This window comes from Desulfobacula sp., assembly GCF_030145145.1.
Classification (GTDB): Bacteria; Desulfobacterota; Desulfobacteria; order Desulfobacterales; family Desulfobacteraceae; genus Desulfobacula.
Genome location: NZ_JAQYWD010000032.1, coordinates 1 through 18,475, shown reverse-complemented (window position 1 = coordinate 18,475; position 18,475 = coordinate 1). Strand labels below are relative to the sequence as shown.

Here is an 18,475-nt window from a genome sequence, read left to right as displayed (position 1 = left end):
TTTAAATTATAGAACCCTCTTGTTACGACTAACACCCGCAAGACCTAAAAGACCAATCCCAAAAAGCAGCATAGTAGTTGGTTCTGGTACGACATCAATGCTTCCACCATTAACGCCTGCTGATATCGGCTCTAAATTGTCGTTACCAAGAACGAGATTGGATATAGATAATGCACTTGTTCCAACACCCATTCCATCAAATGAAACTGTAGCAAGAACGAAAGCGTCTGGTTGCAGGCTGAAATCCATCAACCAAGATAATTCAGAAATGTTAATAAGTCCTCCACCCTTATCACCGTCACTCCAATCATCTTGTCCCCAAACAGGATCAATAAGTTCAGTTCCAAGGGAGTATCCTGTGAAAGAAAGGATAGCTTCATCATAATTAACATCAAGGCTGAAGTCTGCAAGATTATCAGTATTTAATCCTGAAATAACAATATCAACATCAATAGATCCACCCAACTCAATAGATGCCGAAACGGGAACAAAATCAATCGTTGTCGCATACGATGAGCCATAAAGTAACAATACAGCTAAAAATCCAGTTAGAATTAGTTTGAGAGCATTTCTCATACATTTCTCCTTTTAAAAAAGTTAAGTCAAAAAACAATATCTACAGAATATAAGACCACTTAAAACCAGTGCTAAAAAAACAAAATTTTGGACAATAGTGTCAATTAATGATTTATGGTCTAGCACACCTGGGTAATGTGCAGTCCATCATTAACATTCTTGCATCCATTACTGTAATAATTCCATCACCGTCTATATCCGCATCAGGATTAGCACTTGCTGGCTGGTTTGCGAGCGTTTTAATGACATTAATATCATCAATGTCTATATCTCCGTCACCATCAAGATCTCCTTTTGCTATTACATCAGAGGGGTTTGCCTTGGACGGTGCTGCGACTATATTAGAAGGTACTGATAAGTCACCCACGCTATTTTCAGCACGAACAAAATAAATGGATTGAAGATCTGTGGGTGCCGATTCGGAATAAGTTGTGTTTTCGGTAACCGCAATGAGCTGGTAGCCAACGGGGAATAGAAATGGATGCGTGGCAACTGTGACAGCCTCTTCGCTGACTGGCATCGTCTGAAGTTGCTGTAATGCCGCACATGCCGTCGTATCACCCACTATACCATCGCACAGGTAATCATATTTCCCTGCAACGATATCATCGAGCGTTGCATTGACTACATCTCCATTCTTATCTACAAGTTCTACATTGGCGTCGGACTGTTTGAAAAGTTCCTCCAATGCTATTAATGTTGTACGATATAGAAAATAACGTGAAGCACCCGGCACGCTATCCCAAGTAAGTTGAGTGGCCTGTCCTACTTCAGATATGGTGGCGGCCTTTAGTTTTTCCGGGGCAGGAAACGCCCCGCCTTCCCCGCCTATGTTTTGAAAAACCGAAGCACCGAGCCGATTCCCGCCGGCGGTGCCCAGCATCATGCCATAAGGCGTGGGCTCAAGGCTCCGGACACCAGTTGAATCCGGAGTGGTCATCCCCGATAGGCTCATCATATCCCAGTGAATCCCGTCCGCAGACCGATATAGATCAAAACCATATTGCTCTGTAAAAGCACGGTTTAGTAAAAATAAAGGTGCTGTCCCCATAAACATTGTGCTCCAATCCCAGGTGCCCAGGTATAAATAGTCATCATCACTTGCCATGCGCCAAAAGTGACCGTTAAATCCATTGCAAAAACCGTTACCAAAACCGCTGATCGGGGATTTATGGCCGTCAGGTGTGTCCCGCGGTTCACCGACGACCAGGTCCCAGGTATCATCCGGGTTGATACGAATCAGTTCCGTTGGCCGGTTTGTTCCCATGTAAAGCTGACCATTAAATTCAGCTATGCTCAAACCATTCGGTGACCGGAATGCCTCTTGGCTCTGGTACCCACCATTTTCCACAACGGGGATGAATGTGTATGGGATCTCTCCGCTGGCTTTCGTTTTGTAGACCCCATACCCTGGATTGGTTGGGTCCTGTTGTTCAGTTAATCCAGTGGCTACATAAAGATAATCGTTGAAAACTTCCATTATCCAGACAGGAAACTCTTCTCTAGGTGGGCTAACCTGTTGCCACGCGTCGTTTCCCGCTGACGGGTTTGCGGATGCGATAATAACACCGGATCCAATGAAATCGGATAGTGTTGCAAAGAGGGTTCCATTATATACCCTTAGTGAACGAAAGGAACGAAATTTCGTTTTTTCGTCGATGAGCGTATTGCCGATTTCCCCCAAGAATGTGTTCGGGTCCTGGGGCACCTCGGAAAAGTTTATACCATCGGTCGTCCGAAGAAGACGGGGAGGAGGAAAACCGTCCTGACCGAATGGATATGGATCGAATACAGCGCCGGATGTAACTCCACCAATATACAGAGCCGTCTCTCCATTTTCTTCCTCGAACACGGCCATGCCTCGGTAGCCAATGTCCCGTGCGGTATTATAACTTATCAGGTTGCCTTGGGGATCCGTATTCGAAATGCTCAAATTCGGAGATTTGTACACCCTTCTCCATTCCCCATCGCTTGGCGTGTACCGCCAAATTTCAGCCTGCAGGGAATTCAAGTACGTATTGATATCCGGACAACTTCCACCTAAAACTTTCAACGTATACCAGGAGGTTCCGGTGTTGACATCGGAAACAAGTAGGCTTGTACACTCGATTTCGCGTCCTGTCCCTACGTATAAGGCACCATTAAACCATTTGGCCGACCAGATCCATGAATTATGCGAGTCACCTCCAAAATCTGAAAAACCGGCAGAAGCAACCCGGTCAAACTCTTTAAATGCAAATTCAAGCCCCCGAATCCTCCCCTGGATTTGCTGAAAGGTGGTTCCTCCCGAGTCCGTGTGGAAGTGATTGAACGGGATGGCATCCAATTCCGAGGCGTATGTGTCCGGCAGCCATGTGCGACTAACCGTAACAAAACCATCGTTACTTTTTGATTTTATTACACCAGGTACCAGCGCTTTTAGGATTTTGCCTGTAATTTCCGTAATAGGGTGGCCTTCGTAAACAGTGCCACTAATAGTGTAAAATGGTATTCCGTAATTATTGAGAATAGGATCTACCTTGGACCTGAATGCTGCCATGTTCTCCGTTTGTAGATCTTTAACTGCTGGGTTCAACAGGTTCAGAGGTTCGGAGATGACCGGATTATCATATGCCCAATCTGCCAGTTCCGTGCCCTGATGGGGAGAAGATATGGTAAATACGGCCCGTACCAAGTCAGCAATGCCCGGATCCAGCATAGCGCCTTGAATATCCACTCCACCTTTGGAATGACCAATCACATACATTTCCTGAACACCGTAATGCGTGGCGATGTGTGGAAGAAGCGTTTGCAACATCGCAGCATTTGATGCAATGCTCTCCTGGTTCGGCGTGTTGTCTGGGTTGAGGCTAATAAACACTGTACGAAAACCCCCATCATAAGCTTTCTGATACATGTTGTTATTTACCCACCATGACATAGCCGTACCGCTGACTCCGTGGATAAAAGCCAGCACAGGAGCGTTTAAGCCTACATCCGCTGGTAAATGGGATTGTGCGGGTATCGACCCGTAAAAGACGTTAGGATATGTTGAATCTTGAGTTGGATTTGGGACCGCTCCCACCGTTCCGGTCATGACAACGGTGAAAAGAAGTAGGCTCATGTATACAGCTGCTTTGAATCTAAACATTGGTACAGTCTCCTATGGTTTTATTTCAGGTGAAGAGGGATAGTGGACCGGATCGAAAACGGCCAAAGATCCTCAAAATGGCTCTCGCCCATAGCCCCGTTTTACCTAATAAAAAACCCGCGCATTGCGTCAAGATAAAACCGAAACATTGGGAAGGAGGGTAAACGAACCCCAGTAATTTGTTACCCAGTGGATGCAGATTCCACCTGGTCAAAGCATAGTCAGCAGATCAGTAGAGAAGTCCGAGGGTAAACCCGGCAACGGGAGTCATAAGCCGGGCATGATCGAGAGTGCAGGCCCTGTATAGAGCTTCGAAAATTTTATTATTGCGGTTTTCCTATACCAGGGCATGTACCTGTATATCTATGCCTTTTCTCATGGCTTTCGCCCTGGATATAGTCAGCATCAAGCAATAAAGGAACTGCGGGAAAGTTGCCTAAGGAACAATACGAATTGGGGATAGTGCAAAGGAAGAACAGCTCATCTGGTTCAAGAAAAAGATAGAGTCAGAAGGGCTTGCACTCAATGAGAAGAAGACACGAGTGGTAAATATTGGCAGGCATCTGGCCGAGTTTGACTTTTTGGGATTCACCTTTAAACGAGTTCCCTGTTTTTGGAAAAAGGGGCGTTGGTATTTGAAGGTTCAGCCCGGAAAGAAGAGCCAAAAGAAGGCCAAGGACAGAATACGTTACTAGTGTAAAACACAGGGCATCTATAACGCTGACAGAGGTTACTAGCGGAGGTAAATCCTGTTATTATGGGATGGAAGAACTATTTGCATTCTTTATCGGCCGGCATTGATAAGGGATCATGGCAATTATAACCGAATTCGTTTAAATAAATTTTTGTTTTCTGACATATTTTTTTATGTTTTTTTTTAATGTCCGGTAACAACGGTCCATTGCGACTCATTATATAATCCCCGAAAGAAACATGGGTTCGTTGGTTTAACTGAAGCCAATTCAAGATCCCACCGACTATTTTTTCAGGCGTGGCGCATAAATTCTCATAGCAAATATTCGTGTAGTCAGGTGTTGGCAGTTTTGAGATATTAGACAGGTAGTATTTGTTCGCTTTGCAGATGTGTTTAAGTGTAATTCGAAGCCCCAAATCAAATAGTGATGAAAACATGAGTTTAAAAAAATACCGTCGAATTGGTTGATGAAATAATTTGTCATACCAGCCCACGACTAAAGCAATGTATTCATTCCGTTTGTCGAAGATTGCCCGTGTAGCCTTAAGCTGAGAGTTCGCGGTACGAATGGGGTGCCTGTGTATAAATATAAAGCGACTGTTCGGGAAAGCTTCTTTTACATACATAAAATTAAGATAATCCCAAGGGTTTTTGAGTAGTACGGGCCGGTCAGCAGCACCAGTGAAGGCGACTTTTTTGCACAATGTCAATAAGTCAACGCGATTATTCGGATTCAATTGTGGCCGATAACCTGTCTTTTCAAAGATGAAACTATATTCTTCCGGTGTGTCCGGGGTAATACGAATTGTGTCAATGCCTCTTTGTTGTAATCCTTTTTTAATAAATAGCTTGGAAAGTTTATTCTTCTCTTCATCAACCGTTTGTGTTTCATAATTATGAAGAAGACGATTGGAATTGAGCACATGATAAACCGATATCGTATTAAAGCATTGTGTTGCTTGCAGTAGTTTCGTTAAGATCGTTGTGCCGGTCCGATGATCTCCCATGATGAAGACAGGTTGGATTTCTGCATGTTTCAGCTTTGAGATCCATTTTCTATCTAAGTTCCGGTTTTCACGATTCATGAATGTTTGTATCCCTCATTGTTTTGAAGCAAGCAAGTTTTATTCTGAGTCTGTGCTTATTAACGTGCAGTTGTTCGTTATATGTTTATTCTTTACTGAATTAAGAAGATATCAATTCAAGATGCATCAAGTCTTGATTGTTGTTAACATTGATATAGTCACCACCAATATCAAAAAATTTAACGGGTTTTCCATCGTCGATTGCACATTGAATCATATCTGGTAATTCCTTTTCTTTTCTTTGTTGGTTAATTGGTGTTGATTCGATGTAATCAAAAATCTCATTTTTGAAGACACAATTTCCTGTACCCATCATCTGATTGAAAGGGTTCTTTGGTTTCTCTATCAAGCGGTAAATTCGTTGGCTATTTTCATCATAAATCACACTGTAGGTGTTTTTAATCCTATCAATTTTGTTAACCCAGACCACACCACATGATGCAAATAGTTCCTCGGTGTTGAAAAAAGTGAAAAATTCTTTATGCTTGGGGTCAATCAATATTTCATCGGCCAGAAAAAGCATAAAATTCGAACCTTCAATTGTTTCCCTGCTACACTCGATGGCGTGAACGACACCTTTCCGTTCCCATTGTATAACATATTTAATTGGTGTGCCGTTGAATTTATTACCGTATCGATTGATGATCTGCTCTGCTTTATAACTAACGACAACTATGATTTCATCGACTCCTGCACGAATAGAATTATTAAGACTGTATTCGATTAATGGTTGTTTATGAAAATTATACATGGATTTGTTACATTCGTTTGTTACTTCTTTAAGTCTCCTCCCTCTACCCCCTGCCAAGATTAAAGCCTTCATGTAATTTCTCCGATTCTTATTGAGTATATGGATTAACTATTTTTCACCATTTTTTCTAATAAATCCCCTCCACGTCCAGGCCCGCCCCTTTTAGCCAGGGCGTTGCCTATTTTTTTTGCATTTAAGCGGAATTTAGGATTATCGAGTATCTCAAATACAGCGGATCGAAGGCGCTTTATTGTACACTTTTCCGGTTCAATCCTTATCCCGACACCAGCCTCGACCACTCTTTGCGCATTTTCCGGAAGATCCCATCCTGTGGGAACAACGATGAGCGGGATCCCTAAAAGCAGGGCCGAGAGTATCGTTCCCGTACCACCTGTTGTAATGACGATATCTACGAAGGGGAAAAGATCTCCATGTGCAACATATTGCTCTATCCGAATATTCGTCGAGCCAGGATCCGTTTTGATATCTTTAGGAGCACGATGTTTTCCTGTTGTCATTATCAGTTTTAATTTTTCACCTGCCAAGGCAGCAGATGTGGCTTCTAATAAAAAAGGCTTTTTTACATGAATAGTTCCTTCAGTAGCATATATGATCGGCTGCTCTTTAGATAAGGTAGAAATCCAAGATGGAGGCAGCTCATTATTTGGGCGGTGCCATAGACACGGCCCTACATAATGGACTGATTTGGGCAGATCTCGTCTGGAATAGTCTAATTCCGGAGTACCGACAACCATGTATAGTGGTAACCGTCTAACATATTCCATTGCTGGTACATAAATGGGTGGTAACCCGTATCTGGAACGCATTTTGTTCAGTTCATTTTTAAACCCGGTTAAAGCAAAGTGTTTTATTTTTTTTTCTAACAAAGATCTCAGGCGAGAAATGAAAGAGTTCGGCAGTGGCAATCCTCTTCCCCATGTCGGCGCATCCGGCCCCGGAATAGAACAAGCAGGAATTACGCAAAAAATTGCTGTTGGAATAGATACCATCTCAGACAAAAATAGTGTCGGTCCAAAAAGTGCTATATCCGATACAATTGCATCAGGCGACCATTCATCTATAATTTGGGTAATATCATCAACCTGATAAGGGATCGTCTCTATAAACCAACGCTGAAGTTTTTTATTAATTTGCTTGAGGTGTAGAAGGGGGAATCGATCTGTTGAAATATCGGAAGTTACAGTATCTTTGGAGGGCAAGGGCAATAGAACTGAGTTGATGATCTCATTCATCTTTTTATGGTAGTAAAAATGCTTCAATTCAACCGAGGCCAGCGTTTTCTTTGCGTTGTCTCCGGAGTATACGGCCACTTCATGGCCGCGCGAAACCAATTCCTGCGCCAATGCGATATTCGGATGAAGATGTCCTGCAATTGGATAACATGTGATTAGATATTTTGACATAATCGATTCCATGCCATCAAAAATTTTTGATTGGTAGATAAATAAACTTTATCACTCTAAACAAAATTCACGTGGCTTGGGTTGTTTGTGAGTAAATATTCGATAAAAAGATTGGTTTCATCGAACCAGCAAGGAGGGCAAAGGTCGACATCTAATTTGCTCAACCAATCTTTTCTTTTTTCTCCTTGCCATACATTGACGAATGTATCGTTCAAAATGCTGCCAAGAATGTGGCGATCATAATATTTCAACAAACAGCATGGATAAATATTCCCATCCGCTCCAATCAATGGATGGATTTTTTGTTTGTAACAATACGAATAATTTTTTTTATTTTTTTTCAGCGAGTTGAACCGTTCCTTCGTAATAAAAACATGAAACTGATCATCGATTAAACTTAAACTTTTCTGTAAAAGAGAATCACACTCACCAAATAATTGCTCATAGTCAATGTGATCCGTTGCGATGACCGGAGCAAAGCGGATATACTTTGCCCCTAATTTTTTTACTAATCGAGCAGCATCGTATATCTCCGAATAATTTTCCGGCTGAATAAGAAAGTTGACACCCAAATCAATCGAGTCATTCTTTTTGATGATCGAGCTGATGTTTTCACATACCAAAGAGAAGGCATTCTGGTTTTTGGGACGGTGAACTGTTTCGTAGATTTTATGACTTGCGGCATCCAAACTAACTCTGACCCAAATTGCTTTCGAAAGCAGGCCGGTATCAATTTTTGTGGAAAGATTTGTAATGACACCTATCTGGATCCCTGAAGTTAAAATGTGGTCAATGATCGATTCAATCTTTGGATAAATTAACGGTTCTCCTCCTCCGGAAAGTGTAATCGCCTTAATACCGATTGTTTTCAATTCGTCAATTAAATCTAAAAATTTATCATATGGGAGTCTGGCATTTTGTTTATGGATGATATAATCGCGTTTGCCATCAATGTTCTGTTTGTACGAGCATCGAATACAATCTTGCTGACAAGTTGAGGTTGGATCGATTTCTACATGAATGGGAAATTTCTGATCAATATTATGATGTATAATTTTAAAGGGGCTCAGCTCATCAAATTTTTTTTTGAATTTCATTCCGTCATCCTTTTTTCGGATCGGCTCTCATCCTTATTGAAATATTGAGACACTATGTCAACAAGCTCTTGGACTCGAATATCTCGTTCATAACGCTGTCCAACTTCAGCAAGAAACAGTGAGAAAGGGAATTATTGTTGGAAGTGGGTTTCGATGGTGGTACACAAAATGACGATATCGATGGATTCAAACCCAAGGTCTTCAATCAAGCGTGAATTAGGAAGAATTTCATAAGAGAGAATCAAATCGTCATCCATTTTTTTTAAAATGCCGTGGATTTCTTCAAATATCTGTTCGTGTTTGATTATCATTTTGTTTTCTCCGTTTTTATAAACGGTACTTGGGATGTACACACATTGACTTTGGAAACACCGGTCAAGATTCTTCTCTCTCTGTCGAGACGGCCTGCTGACATGCTGGTCGTTTTGTTGAAGGCGGCCGAATGCAGGCATACGCGATGATGAAATCGCCATATGAAGCGGTTGCCACCGGTATTGTGTTTGTTGATTCCGTATGCAAAGGGATATTGGTCGCCTGCGTGACGCGAAGGACCACCAGTCCATTTTCAACGTTGATGTTCTGCACGGAGAGTTGCCCCTCATCGATTTGAAGTTGTCGGTCGAAGGCATTTCGTGCCGCGTTTTTTGCCGTTGTAATACGGGCCCACCAATCTCGTCTGGTTTCTTCTTCCAGGTGGCTGATATCAAAACCATCTTCACCGGACAGCTTGGTGAATCTGTCATCGGATAACCCGTCTTTTTTAAGGATGTTGATGCCCATGTCTGGTTTCTCCTTGGCACTTTCAGCCACGGCAGCGACGATCCCGTCAGTGGTTGTGCTGCACACGAATACCGAATAGGCGTTTTGTGGGGATCGGATTGATGCAACACCAGTTTGACCTGATTCAGATTCATTGATCTCGATATTTCCGGGATCAAATGTTTTTCCGTATTTTTGTCGAACCAATTGCCGAACCGCATCCTTGGCTACCATGCGTTCGCACAACCATCCGGTGAGTTGTCGAGGTGACAGATTTAGCTGGTTGACCTGATCCTGCTCCTTCGGCGTTAAAATAAGTTTTGTAAAAAGTTGGTTCCAGAAAATTTCATCGCGGTCGAACAGTGCTTTATTACGGATTTGGGCCGTCACATTGCCATTGCTCGACGTTACTGTCAGTTCGTTAGCCGGTTTGCTGGCTATTGTTTCAAGGGGGGACATCCACAGGCCGTGGACCTCGTGTGGCAGATGAAAACGTTTGTCCGCCCATCCCTCCAAAAGCATCCAGAGCCGGCCGTTTTCATCGACCATGCGAATATCCGATACCAGGTGGTGATTCCCCTCTTTTTGAATACGGGCTTGACAGGTGACACGTTGTCCGACCGGTGGTGCAGGGCGATAGATGTGCAGTGCCTTGGCACCATTTGGAAAAACGATCACGCTGTCTGGCAGTCCTTCCTGAGCCCAAAAACCAACCGCTTGACCGGCTGCATCGAGAATGATCGGGTCGGTTAGAAAGTCAGCATCGGGGGTTGATTTTAGAAATTCAGAAGTTGGTAAAACCTTGAACGTGGAGATACAACCATTTTTTGCCCATTGATCCATCGTTTTAACCCCCTGCCAGAGGGGGCCGTGAAACATGCCGTTGCGATAGAGTTTGTCCGACTGCCAAGAGGACGGTCTGGCATCCATTAGGCTGAATTCAGTTGTTTCAGGTGTTTCAGGTGGCGCAGGATAGAAATCGGCGAATCGTATTGTCGCTTCAGCCACTGGGCTGGTATTTGATGTGTCCCGCTCACTTTGATTGAACAGTTGAACGTCGACGGTTGATGTTGAGCTGGGTTTGCATCGCGCCTCCAGCCGGATATCCACTGCGCGATCTTGGACAACCATCCATCGGTATCCGCGCAGGTTCTCCATGCCGACCACAATTTTTCCCGGCATAAGCACTGCACCGGCTTCCGCCAGCATTTCCATGGTGATCGTTAAGGGCATTACCGGGAGCTCACGCTGCCACCCATCTCCATTGGATAACGGGGGAATTAGGCTGTGATGATGGAGGTAATGATGCTCTTCTATATCGATTCGGGTTTCTAAGACGGCGGTTTTCCCCGGTATAAAATCAATAATGGTGTGAATTAGTGGCGGTAAGGAGGCCGGCAGCAACATTGTATTTGAAGATTGCGCTGGAGCTTCACCCCCACCGGCTTGAACGGTATTACCGATTTCAGGCGGTGTGACCAAATGGTCTAAGATGGCATCCAGGGTTTTCAGCGTCGCAAGCTGCTGAGGATCCTCAAACATTAAATCAGGAAAGATTTCTTCGAGTTTGGTGAAAATTTCAACGCGTTTTATCGAATCAATGCCCAGATCCGCCTCCAAATCCAGTGAAGGTTCGAGTGCCTCCGGGGGATATCCTGTTTTGTCGCTGATGATCGTGAGAAAATTTTCCATCACCTCGTCTTTGTTCATTTTTTTGTAGGGTGACTCTTTACTGGGCGGGCCTGATAGGATCTGTTCTTTTTCCTCTACGGCGCCAATTTCAGCTTTCCCAATGGATGCATTCTCTTTTTTAAAAGGCTTGTGAAGGTCTTGATCCGGAGCTATCTCTACATTGGCAGATGATGCTCTAGTTTTGGCTTCCGGCCCTGTGGAACTCCAATCTTCTTGCTGGCTTTCCGGGGTAACTTGGTTCTTTGGGCCTTTTGTCCCCAGATAAGCTCTCATCACATCCCGCTGCGTGTCCAGGAATTGCTCCATTGTATTCAGATAGGCATGAAGCGAAGCATCGGCTGTCGGGGGATCAATCCCGAAAGAACTTGCGAAGATGTTGGACTTTTCCAATGTGGGCGGCACCGGCTGCTCTTTACCGTCCGAATTTGTTGTATGAGATAAGTCAAGAGCAGTTTTCCTTGGAGTGGTTGGGGCTTTTTTGTGCGAGGGAATCTGATGGGGGGCGATATCCATCTTAGGAAGGGTTAGAGACAAAGCCGTATGCCGACCGGAGGAGGCCGTAGCGGCATCTGAGTTGTTTTTTCCCTCAATGGAGATTGTTGTAGGCTGCCGGCGTTGAAACAGTGGTAAAAGATTCATGTCCAACCCCTGGGCAGCCAACATGCCAACAGCATGATTGAGTTGTTCGATATCTGAACGCGCTTCTAAATTCGTTGCAACAGCGAGATAATCACGCCCCCTGAGGCAATCATCCACAAAACTGGTGAGCATGCCCCTAGGTCCGATTTCCACAAACACGCGAACACCGTCATCATACATGGTTTCTATCGTCTGAAGAAAATCCACCGGCCGAACCCAGTGGTCAACGGCCAATTTTGCGATTTCGGGTGGATGCGCTGAATACGGTGCACATACGGTGCAACTATAAACCGGCAGGTTGGGCGGAGACATTGCCTCTGCCTTGAATAGATCTCGTATGCCTCCGGTATAGGCTTCGAATAGTGGTGTGTGGTAGGGCCGATCGAAGGGCAGGTGCTGATAAATCAGACCTTTTTTCTGAAGGACGCCTATGAAGCGTTTCATTTCCGGCTCTGCACCAACAACCACCGTCTGGTGAATACAATTCTTCATTCCGATAAAAATCGGTACATCCAATTCACGAATCAGTTTCTCGATATCTTTTGGGGGGGCTCCGATGCTGAGAAGGCTTGCTTTTGGAATCTTTCCAGAAGCTGCCAAGGATTCATGCCGGCGGTTCAGTTGCTCAACACGCCCACCGTCATCCGACGCATCCAATAGGTCAAACATGCCGGCTATCCGCATGGCAGAATACTCTCCTGTACTATGACCTACCATAACGTCCGGAGAAATATTGAGTAACTGCATCAGGTGATACAAAGCGTCATTGGCAGTAAGGACCGATTCGATTGCACTGTCCATTTGCCAAATTTTGTCGTCAAGATCCTTTTTTTCCTGTGATAGTAAAAGTGGCGGTGGATAGATGAAATCGCTTGGTACATAGCCACGAGAATGATTGATAAAAAAGCGGTCCATCAGATCGAAACGGGTTCGGACCTCGGGAAAGTGAATGCACAATTCGGCAAGCATGTTCGTGTACTGGGATCCTTCACCGGGAAACATAAATGCCATTTTTCCATGGGGCAACAATCTTTTTTCAAAGAAATAGATGCCTTTACGATCCTTTATTTTCAGGCATTGATCATCTTTCAATCGGTCGAGGGCCCGAGACAGTTTTTCGGCCAGGTCCTTGAAAGACTTCGCTACGATAGACAAAGAATAGGGCTTACGTTGCAGCGGGCAGCAGAGTGTGTAGGCCAGATCCTTTAAATTAATGGAAGGCTGGAGATCAAGCATTGTGCTTATCTTTCGAAGATGTGCAATGAGGTCTGCCCGGCTTTCACCTTGAAAAATGAAAACCTCTGAATCCCAAATGTGTTGACAGCTTCCCTGGCTCTCAGGTGATAATGGCTGGGCTTCTTCAAGGATGATATGAGCGTTGGTCCCTCCGAATCCGAACGCATTGATACCTGCGCGACGCGGTTCGGTATGGCCATGAACCCATGGTCGTGTTTTCGTGTTGATATAAAAGGGGCTATTTCCCAAATGGGCTTCAAGAATGGGGTGGCTACAATTCAAAGTGGGCGGCAATACCTTGTTGTATACCGCCAGTGCCGTCTTGATTAAACCGGCTATGCCGGCTGCTCCCAAGCTATGACCGATCATTGATTTGACGGATCCGATGGCGATGCTGGGCAAACGTTTTTCGCGTTTGCCAAATATCCGTTGGAGTGCATCCAGTTCCGCCACATCGCCAACCGGCGTACCGGTCCCGTGGGCTTCGATCAAGCCTACGGTGTCCGGTTGTATATTTGCACGGTCATAGGCACGCTTCAGACAAAGTGCCGCCCCATCGGGTCTTGGCGCCAATAATCCCAGGGCACGCCCATCGCTAGCCGTCCCCACTGCTTTGATTAAAGCGTAAATACGATCCTGATCACGCTCTGCGTCCGCTCGACGTTTTAGAACCACCATGCCTAAACCTTCTCCGAGAATTGTGCCGTCAGCCTTTTCATCGAAGGGTCTGATTCGACCACTTTTGGACATTGCGTTAATCAGACAAAACATTCGATAGGATAATGCGGTGTTGCCTCCCTGCATACCGCCTACAAGGGCTATCTCGCATTCGCCCAATCGAAGCATCCGAACACCGTCTTCCACTGCGAGCATTGATGATGAGCAAGCTGCGTCCACGAGGTAGCTCGGACCCATCAGGTCAAGCCGGTTAGCGATACGGCCTGCTGCAATGTTGGGAACAAGTCCCGGTACGGTTTCGCCTTTGAACGCTGGCAAGCTTTGTATCAGGCCCTCTTTGATTCCCCTCAACTCTTCTGTTGTAAAATTCGGTTGAACTTTTTTGATGATGTCAATGGTTTGGTCGACAACCCATCCATGCTGAACAAGGTTCATCAACCCTGCATTGACATACGATCCCCTCCCCAGGATAACGGCCGAGTCCTTTCTATGTGGGTTGATTTCGAGATACCCTGCATCTGCCAAGGCTTGGCTGGCAATTTTGATGGCCAGGAATTGGTCTGGTTCAGCTCCTTCCAATCCCGAAGGGATTACACCGAATTCCAAGGGATCGAACTGTTTCTCCTTTTCTTGAAGAAACCCTCCCTTTTTGCAATAAATTTCGGGGTTGTCCGCATCCGAAAGTCCTGGGAAAGACCAGTCTTCGGGGGCATCCGATATGCAATCGATCTTATGTATGATATTTTGCCAAAACGTGAACAAATCGGGTGCGCCTGGAAAAACACAGGCCATTCCGATAATTGCGATATCAGATTTGAAGTTTTTTTCTTTCAAGTGACACCTACTTTTCTCAGCCGTTCTTTTGAGTAATTCGGTTCTGGCGGTTAACTGTCCACATTTTTCGAAGCCGTTTGATTTGGGCGGTTTGCGGTTGAATTGTCCATTTTTTGCAACCGGGACAAGATCCAAAAAATCCTGACAGCCTGCCGAGTTTTATCAATAAGTTGAGGGATAAGAATCAGTCCCAGGATTTTCAGAAACAGGCTTATTACAGCATCCTTTTATATTACGACATGTCGGCTGTCCGTCCAGGGTGGTTGGATAACCAATCGGCACAACCTTTTGTCCAAAAAGAGAGTCTTGTTTATAGAAAAAACTTTTTAACCCATCTTGCCGTTGAACGGCATGTTTCATGTCTCGTCTCAAAATCAGTCATTTAATGCGTTGTTATTTTTTTTCGGCACGCCCTGGGAAAAGAGTTCGGAAAGGTTGACGGGGTGGTCAGGGCGAAAAGAAAACCCTATATTCATGTTGTATTTATTGTCCCGGGCAGAGATTGATCTGATTATTTCAAAGTTGAGGTATCCTTCTGATTTTGTTGTACAAATGCTATACGGGTGTGGATTACAGAATGCATGAATATCAGGAATAATTTTAATTTGGATGTGGGTATGTTAACCATACTTGATGGAAAGGGGAGAAAGAATCGCTCTTTGCCGCTTCCTGAAACGAGTTTGCTGGATATCCGTCGGCAGATAGATGGGAAAGGAGAATTCACCGGCAAGACATTGGAGAAGGGACTGTAGGTGTGTTTATGTTTGATGCTATGGAAAAAAATATAAGAATGCCGGGCCGGAATTTCCTTGGCAGTGGTTTTTTCCTGCCAAAGAGGTGACATGGGTTCCTGAATCCGGTGAGACCTTTGCACGACTATAGTGTTTTTGGAGGGCCAGGTCGGTAACCGCGCTGGATTTTTCTCCTCCGACATCCACCATGTGATACTAAATGTTACTCCCGCTTAAGTGGATAGGTGTGCCCGGATACCGAAACCCTGGGAAAACAGCCTCCCAAAGAGGCAAAATCAAGCCAGAAGACACTGGCACAGCGACAAATTTGATAGCCCGACCGCCTCCACCAGCTTCCAAACTGTGAAAAATTTTTCCCAAAATGCTAAAACTGGAGAATATCCTAATCATGCAAAGCTCTCAATCTTCACCTGTGATTCCTGTAATAATTGCTTTTTTAGTAGAATCTTTCTATATAAACGAAGAAAGTAGGGAGGATAGCTTCGCCCTGTCGCTTACAAGGGCAACCAATGTAAACTTCTGATTTAAAACATTTACCCTTACGAAATGCATGCAAATTCTATACCTTTATAGCAACCCGGCTACCATTTATAACCCGTGGCTTTACGTCCCAGCAATAGGTGATTAATGTTATAGGGCTGGGGGGAAATTTTCCCATGTGGAAATTTGAGGGGTAAACTCTTCAAACAAAGAATCAATATCAATGCGATAAAATCGCTACCTCTTTAAAAGCAGCTTGTAAACCATTCAGTTCTGACGATAACGCAGCATTAAAATCAATTGAGAACCCATCAAAACCGCAAAACAGATTGGACTATCCCCTTCACAGGATCCCATCCACATGAAGGATGTATCCTCCCCTGCCCGTGTTCGGCCATGACATCCTGATTGCTGCGGCAATGGACAAAAAGCGCCCCCACCTCAGTGAGATATCAAAACCTAAAGAATAAGGGATAAAATTTAATAAGGGTTATTTTTTTTAATCTTTTTTAAAAAATAGCCGGATTACCCATTTGGGCAAAAATAGCAGCCGGCCGATTTTTAAAGAAAATCAGAAAACGCCTCAAATTATAGCTATTTAAAGAACTATATAATTTATGAAAATCAGAGAAGTGCCCTATAAATTTTTCTCAAAAACAACGGGTAGGAAACTTTTTTTAGATTCTTGGGCAAAATTTTTCATATTTATAGGTAAAATATTACCTAATTAGGGTTTCCTGAATAAGTCAGAATGGTCCAGCCCTTTCAAGGTAGTACTCATTTGTTTTTCCTCCGGGCAAGTATTTTTGCAGTGGAAACATGGGGTTTTGTTTTGTGACTTACCCGTTTTGGTTGCGGCTTTTTCGGGCCTCTGGGGTGCTTCTTCAAAGTGCCAAGATCAATTTTTGCTGAAAGTTCCTTAACTATCTCGGCTAATTCAGAGGATGTCATATGCTGAAAGACTCTCCAATGGCTGTGGTCAATTACTATCATCATTCCAAGATATACACCGGATATCTCGTTGGCAATGTAATAGCCGGATACATTTTTATCGACAAAATCAGCTCCATTTACACTGCCTATAGCAGCCAATACTACAGACATGATAGAGTATGCCACCAGGGCAATACAAAAACCGAACAATGCAGCCCGGGGATAACCCAATGTATTTATTTCAGAATTCAGATTTTTTTCCAGATATTGAAAAGCCGTTTCTATGGTCCAGCGATCTCGATATAATCTGGCAATTTTTTTAGCATCTACCTTACTCTTTGATAAAGATGATATTATGAATATTTCATCGTCACCGTTACGGGTCTTTTTTTTGAGTTTCACCCGGACACGTCTGAATGTATATTCTTTGCTATCTGTACCGCGCACTAATATGGCCTGCTCATATACCGAACCGGTTTCTATCTTGCCGATATATTTTTCTTTGCCAATCAGCCCAAAAGGATAATTTTTATGTTCGCGGATAATAAAATCTGCTCCTGAATTTGCTATGCCACAGGTAAAATCGACTACACAAAAATTGCGATCTGCAACCCATACGTCATCTTTTTCAACGGTTTGAAGCACCTTACTTAATAATGAACGCTCTTGAGCATGCCCATCTTCACAGGGAAACACATCAATTGGCAGGCGTAACACGGGATCATAAACAACCAGAGATTTTCCTGGAAGTGGACCTGCTGGAATGGACCTGAGTTCTTGGATTCGATGTTCAGTTTTCTCGATGCAATTACCGTCAAGTTGTTTAATTCTTTTGCCGGGCAATGGAGAGTACACGGTACCGCCAAGTTGTTCAATGATTGGCGACATTTTTTCTGCAGCATATCGAACCAGTCCCGCTGATATATCCGGCTCAATTCCTTGGAGTTTATTGTAAATGGATGTGATTGATACGCTAATGTCTTTTTTAGTTGCCTGGTAGGCTGAATGAACCGAATGGTAACTGCCGCGGACCACCATGCACATAAGATTGAAGATCGTTGAAAACAACAGATCTTTTGTATATTGTTCTTGAGCGGTCGAATCGAACCAGTCATCCAGTTGGTCCGTGCTCAGTGCATGTTCCAGCAGGCCACGGGCGATAATAGATATGGGGCTTTTCTCAATAAATGGTTTAAAAATGGGATCTAACATGATGCTGGCACCTTCTATATTATACAGTTTTTCCTTTTTACTGTATCTTTTCGAGGTGACGTTGTCTACAGTTTTTATCAATTCAATCAATTAATCCATGCCAGCTAGTATGACCTTGAAAGGGCTGGTCAGAATGGTCCTGTCGTTTTGATCATAATTAGATTTTGCCATCAATTACCTGCAATGGCCTAAGCCATACAGCATGAATTTAACTCCCGTTTTTAGATAAATTGGAGTAAGTTCAAACTGATTTCAGAAAAAGATAGACAGCCATGAATTTCTGTGGTATCCCAAAATGTAAGATTGTTCTAATAAGGATACCGCATGATAACAAAAGACACGATCAAAACCTTCTTCAAATGGACCAAGATTGCTCTTATCGGAGCGCTTGAACAGCTTCGAAAGAAATATCAGGAATTAGAGGAACAAAACAAAAAACAGCGGGAAGAAATAATCCGTCTCAAATCGGAACTGGAAAAGATCAAAATTAAGTCAATAAATTT

At 43.8% G+C, this 18,475-nt stretch carries 11 protein-coding genes; 1 reads left to right on the top strand and 10 read right to left on the bottom strand.

What is annotated here, in order from left to right; all coding sequences use genetic code 11:
* Nucleotides 1-6: 6 nt before the first annotated feature.
* The 9 genes from Q1Q15_RS17690 to Q1Q15_RS17650 form a co-directional block, all read right to left on the bottom strand.
* Nucleotides 7-576 carry a cohesin domain-containing protein gene (locus Q1Q15_RS17690; RefSeq protein WP_300462913.1) on the bottom strand — a complete coding sequence of 190 codons (570 nt, stop codon included), beginning with the start codon at nucleotides 574-576 and terminating at the stop codon, nucleotides 7-9.
* 112 nt (nucleotides 577-688) lie between these two features.
* Nucleotides 689-3,706, bottom strand: a complete 3,018-nt coding sequence (locus tag Q1Q15_RS17685) for an alpha/beta hydrolase (RefSeq protein WP_300462911.1) — start codon at nucleotides 3,704-3,706, stop codon at nucleotides 689-691.
* Between the two features lie 771 nt (nucleotides 3,707-4,477).
* Complete coding sequence (locus Q1Q15_RS17680) at nucleotides 4,478-5,485, bottom strand: sulfotransferase (RefSeq protein ID WP_300462908.1); 1,008 nt, start codon at nucleotides 5,483-5,485, stop codon at nucleotides 4,478-4,480.
* Nucleotides 5,486-5,585: 100 nt separating this feature from the next.
* Nucleotides 5,586-6,308 (bottom strand): nucleotidyltransferase family protein, encoded by a 723-nt coding sequence (locus tag Q1Q15_RS17675; protein WP_300462905.1) that lies wholly within the window; start codon nucleotides 6,306-6,308, stop codon nucleotides 5,586-5,588.
* A gap of 32 nt (nucleotides 6,309-6,340) precedes the next feature.
* The gene (locus Q1Q15_RS17670; RefSeq protein ID WP_300462902.1) at nucleotides 6,341-7,660 is read right to left on the bottom strand and encodes a nucleotide disphospho-sugar-binding domain-containing protein; all 1,320 of its coding nucleotides are present in this window, start codon (nucleotides 7,658-7,660) and stop codon (nucleotides 6,341-6,343) included.
* A gap of 56 nt (nucleotides 7,661-7,716) precedes the next feature.
* Nucleotides 7,717-8,757: a radical SAM protein gene (locus tag Q1Q15_RS17665; RefSeq protein ID WP_300462900.1), complete on the bottom strand. Its 1,041-nt coding sequence runs from the start codon at nucleotides 8,755-8,757 to the stop codon at nucleotides 7,717-7,719.
* Between the two features lie 131 nt (nucleotides 8,758-8,888).
* A complete protein-coding gene (locus Q1Q15_RS17660) occupies nucleotides 8,889-9,068 on the bottom strand; it encodes a hypothetical protein (RefSeq protein WP_300462897.1) in 180 nt (59 codons plus the stop codon).
* A gap of 64 nt (nucleotides 9,069-9,132) precedes the next feature.
* On the bottom strand, nucleotides 9,133-14,730 hold the full coding sequence (locus tag Q1Q15_RS17655; RefSeq protein ID WP_300462894.1) for a type I polyketide synthase: 5,598 nt from the start codon (nucleotides 14,728-14,730) through the stop codon (nucleotides 9,133-9,135).
* A 27-nt stretch (nucleotides 14,731-14,757) separates the two neighbouring features.
* Nucleotides 14,758-14,955, bottom strand: coding sequence for a hypothetical protein (locus tag Q1Q15_RS17650; RefSeq protein WP_300462891.1), 198 nt, complete (start codon nucleotides 14,953-14,955; stop codon nucleotides 14,758-14,760).
* 257 nt (nucleotides 14,956-15,212) lie between these two features.
* On the opposite strand from Q1Q15_RS17650, the gene Q1Q15_RS17645 reads away from it, so the two are divergent.
* Nucleotides 15,213-15,347, top strand: coding sequence for a hypothetical protein (locus tag Q1Q15_RS17645; protein ID WP_300462889.1), 135 nt, complete (start codon nucleotides 15,213-15,215; stop codon nucleotides 15,345-15,347).
* Nucleotides 15,348-16,604: 1,257 nt separating this feature from the next.
* Here Q1Q15_RS17645 and Q1Q15_RS17640 read toward each other — a convergent pair.
* Nucleotides 16,605-18,062: a transposase gene (locus Q1Q15_RS17640; RefSeq protein ID WP_300462886.1), complete on the bottom strand. Its 1,458-nt coding sequence runs from the start codon at nucleotides 18,060-18,062 to the stop codon at nucleotides 16,605-16,607.
* Nucleotides 18,063-18,475 lie beyond the last annotated feature (413 nt).

Bases quoted from the DNA above. Each gene is read 5' to 3' on its own strand.
- Q1Q15_RS17690 (WP_300462913.1), bottom strand. From the start codon at position 576: ATGAGAAATGCTCTCAAACTAATTCTAACTGGATTTTTAGCTGTATTG.
- Q1Q15_RS17685 (WP_300462911.1), bottom strand. From the start codon at position 3,706: ATGTTTAGATTCAAAGCAGCTGTATACATGAGCCTACTTCTTTTCACC.
- Q1Q15_RS17680 (WP_300462908.1), bottom strand. From the start codon at position 5,485: ATGAATCGTGAAAACCGGAACTTAGATAGAAAATGGATCTCAAAGCTG.
- Q1Q15_RS17675 (WP_300462905.1), bottom strand. From the start codon at position 6,308: ATGAAGGCTTTAATCTTGGCAGGGGGTAGAGGGAGGAGACTTAAAGAA.
- Q1Q15_RS17670 (WP_300462902.1), bottom strand. From the start codon at position 7,660: ATGTCAAAATATCTAATCACATGTTATCCAATTGCAGGACATCTTCAT.
- Q1Q15_RS17665 (WP_300462900.1), bottom strand. From the start codon at position 8,757: ATGAAATTCAAAAAAAAATTTGATGAGCTGAGCCCCTTTAAAATTATA.
- Q1Q15_RS17660 (WP_300462897.1), bottom strand. From the start codon at position 9,068: ATGATAATCAAACACGAACAGATATTTGAAGAAATCCACGGCATTTTA.
- Q1Q15_RS17650 (WP_300462891.1), bottom strand. From the start codon at position 14,955: ATGAAACATGCCGTTCAACGGCAAGATGGGTTAAAAAGTTTTTTCTAT.
- Q1Q15_RS17645 (WP_300462889.1), top strand. From the start codon at position 15,213: ATGTTAACCATACTTGATGGAAAGGGGAGAAAGAATCGCTCTTTGCCG.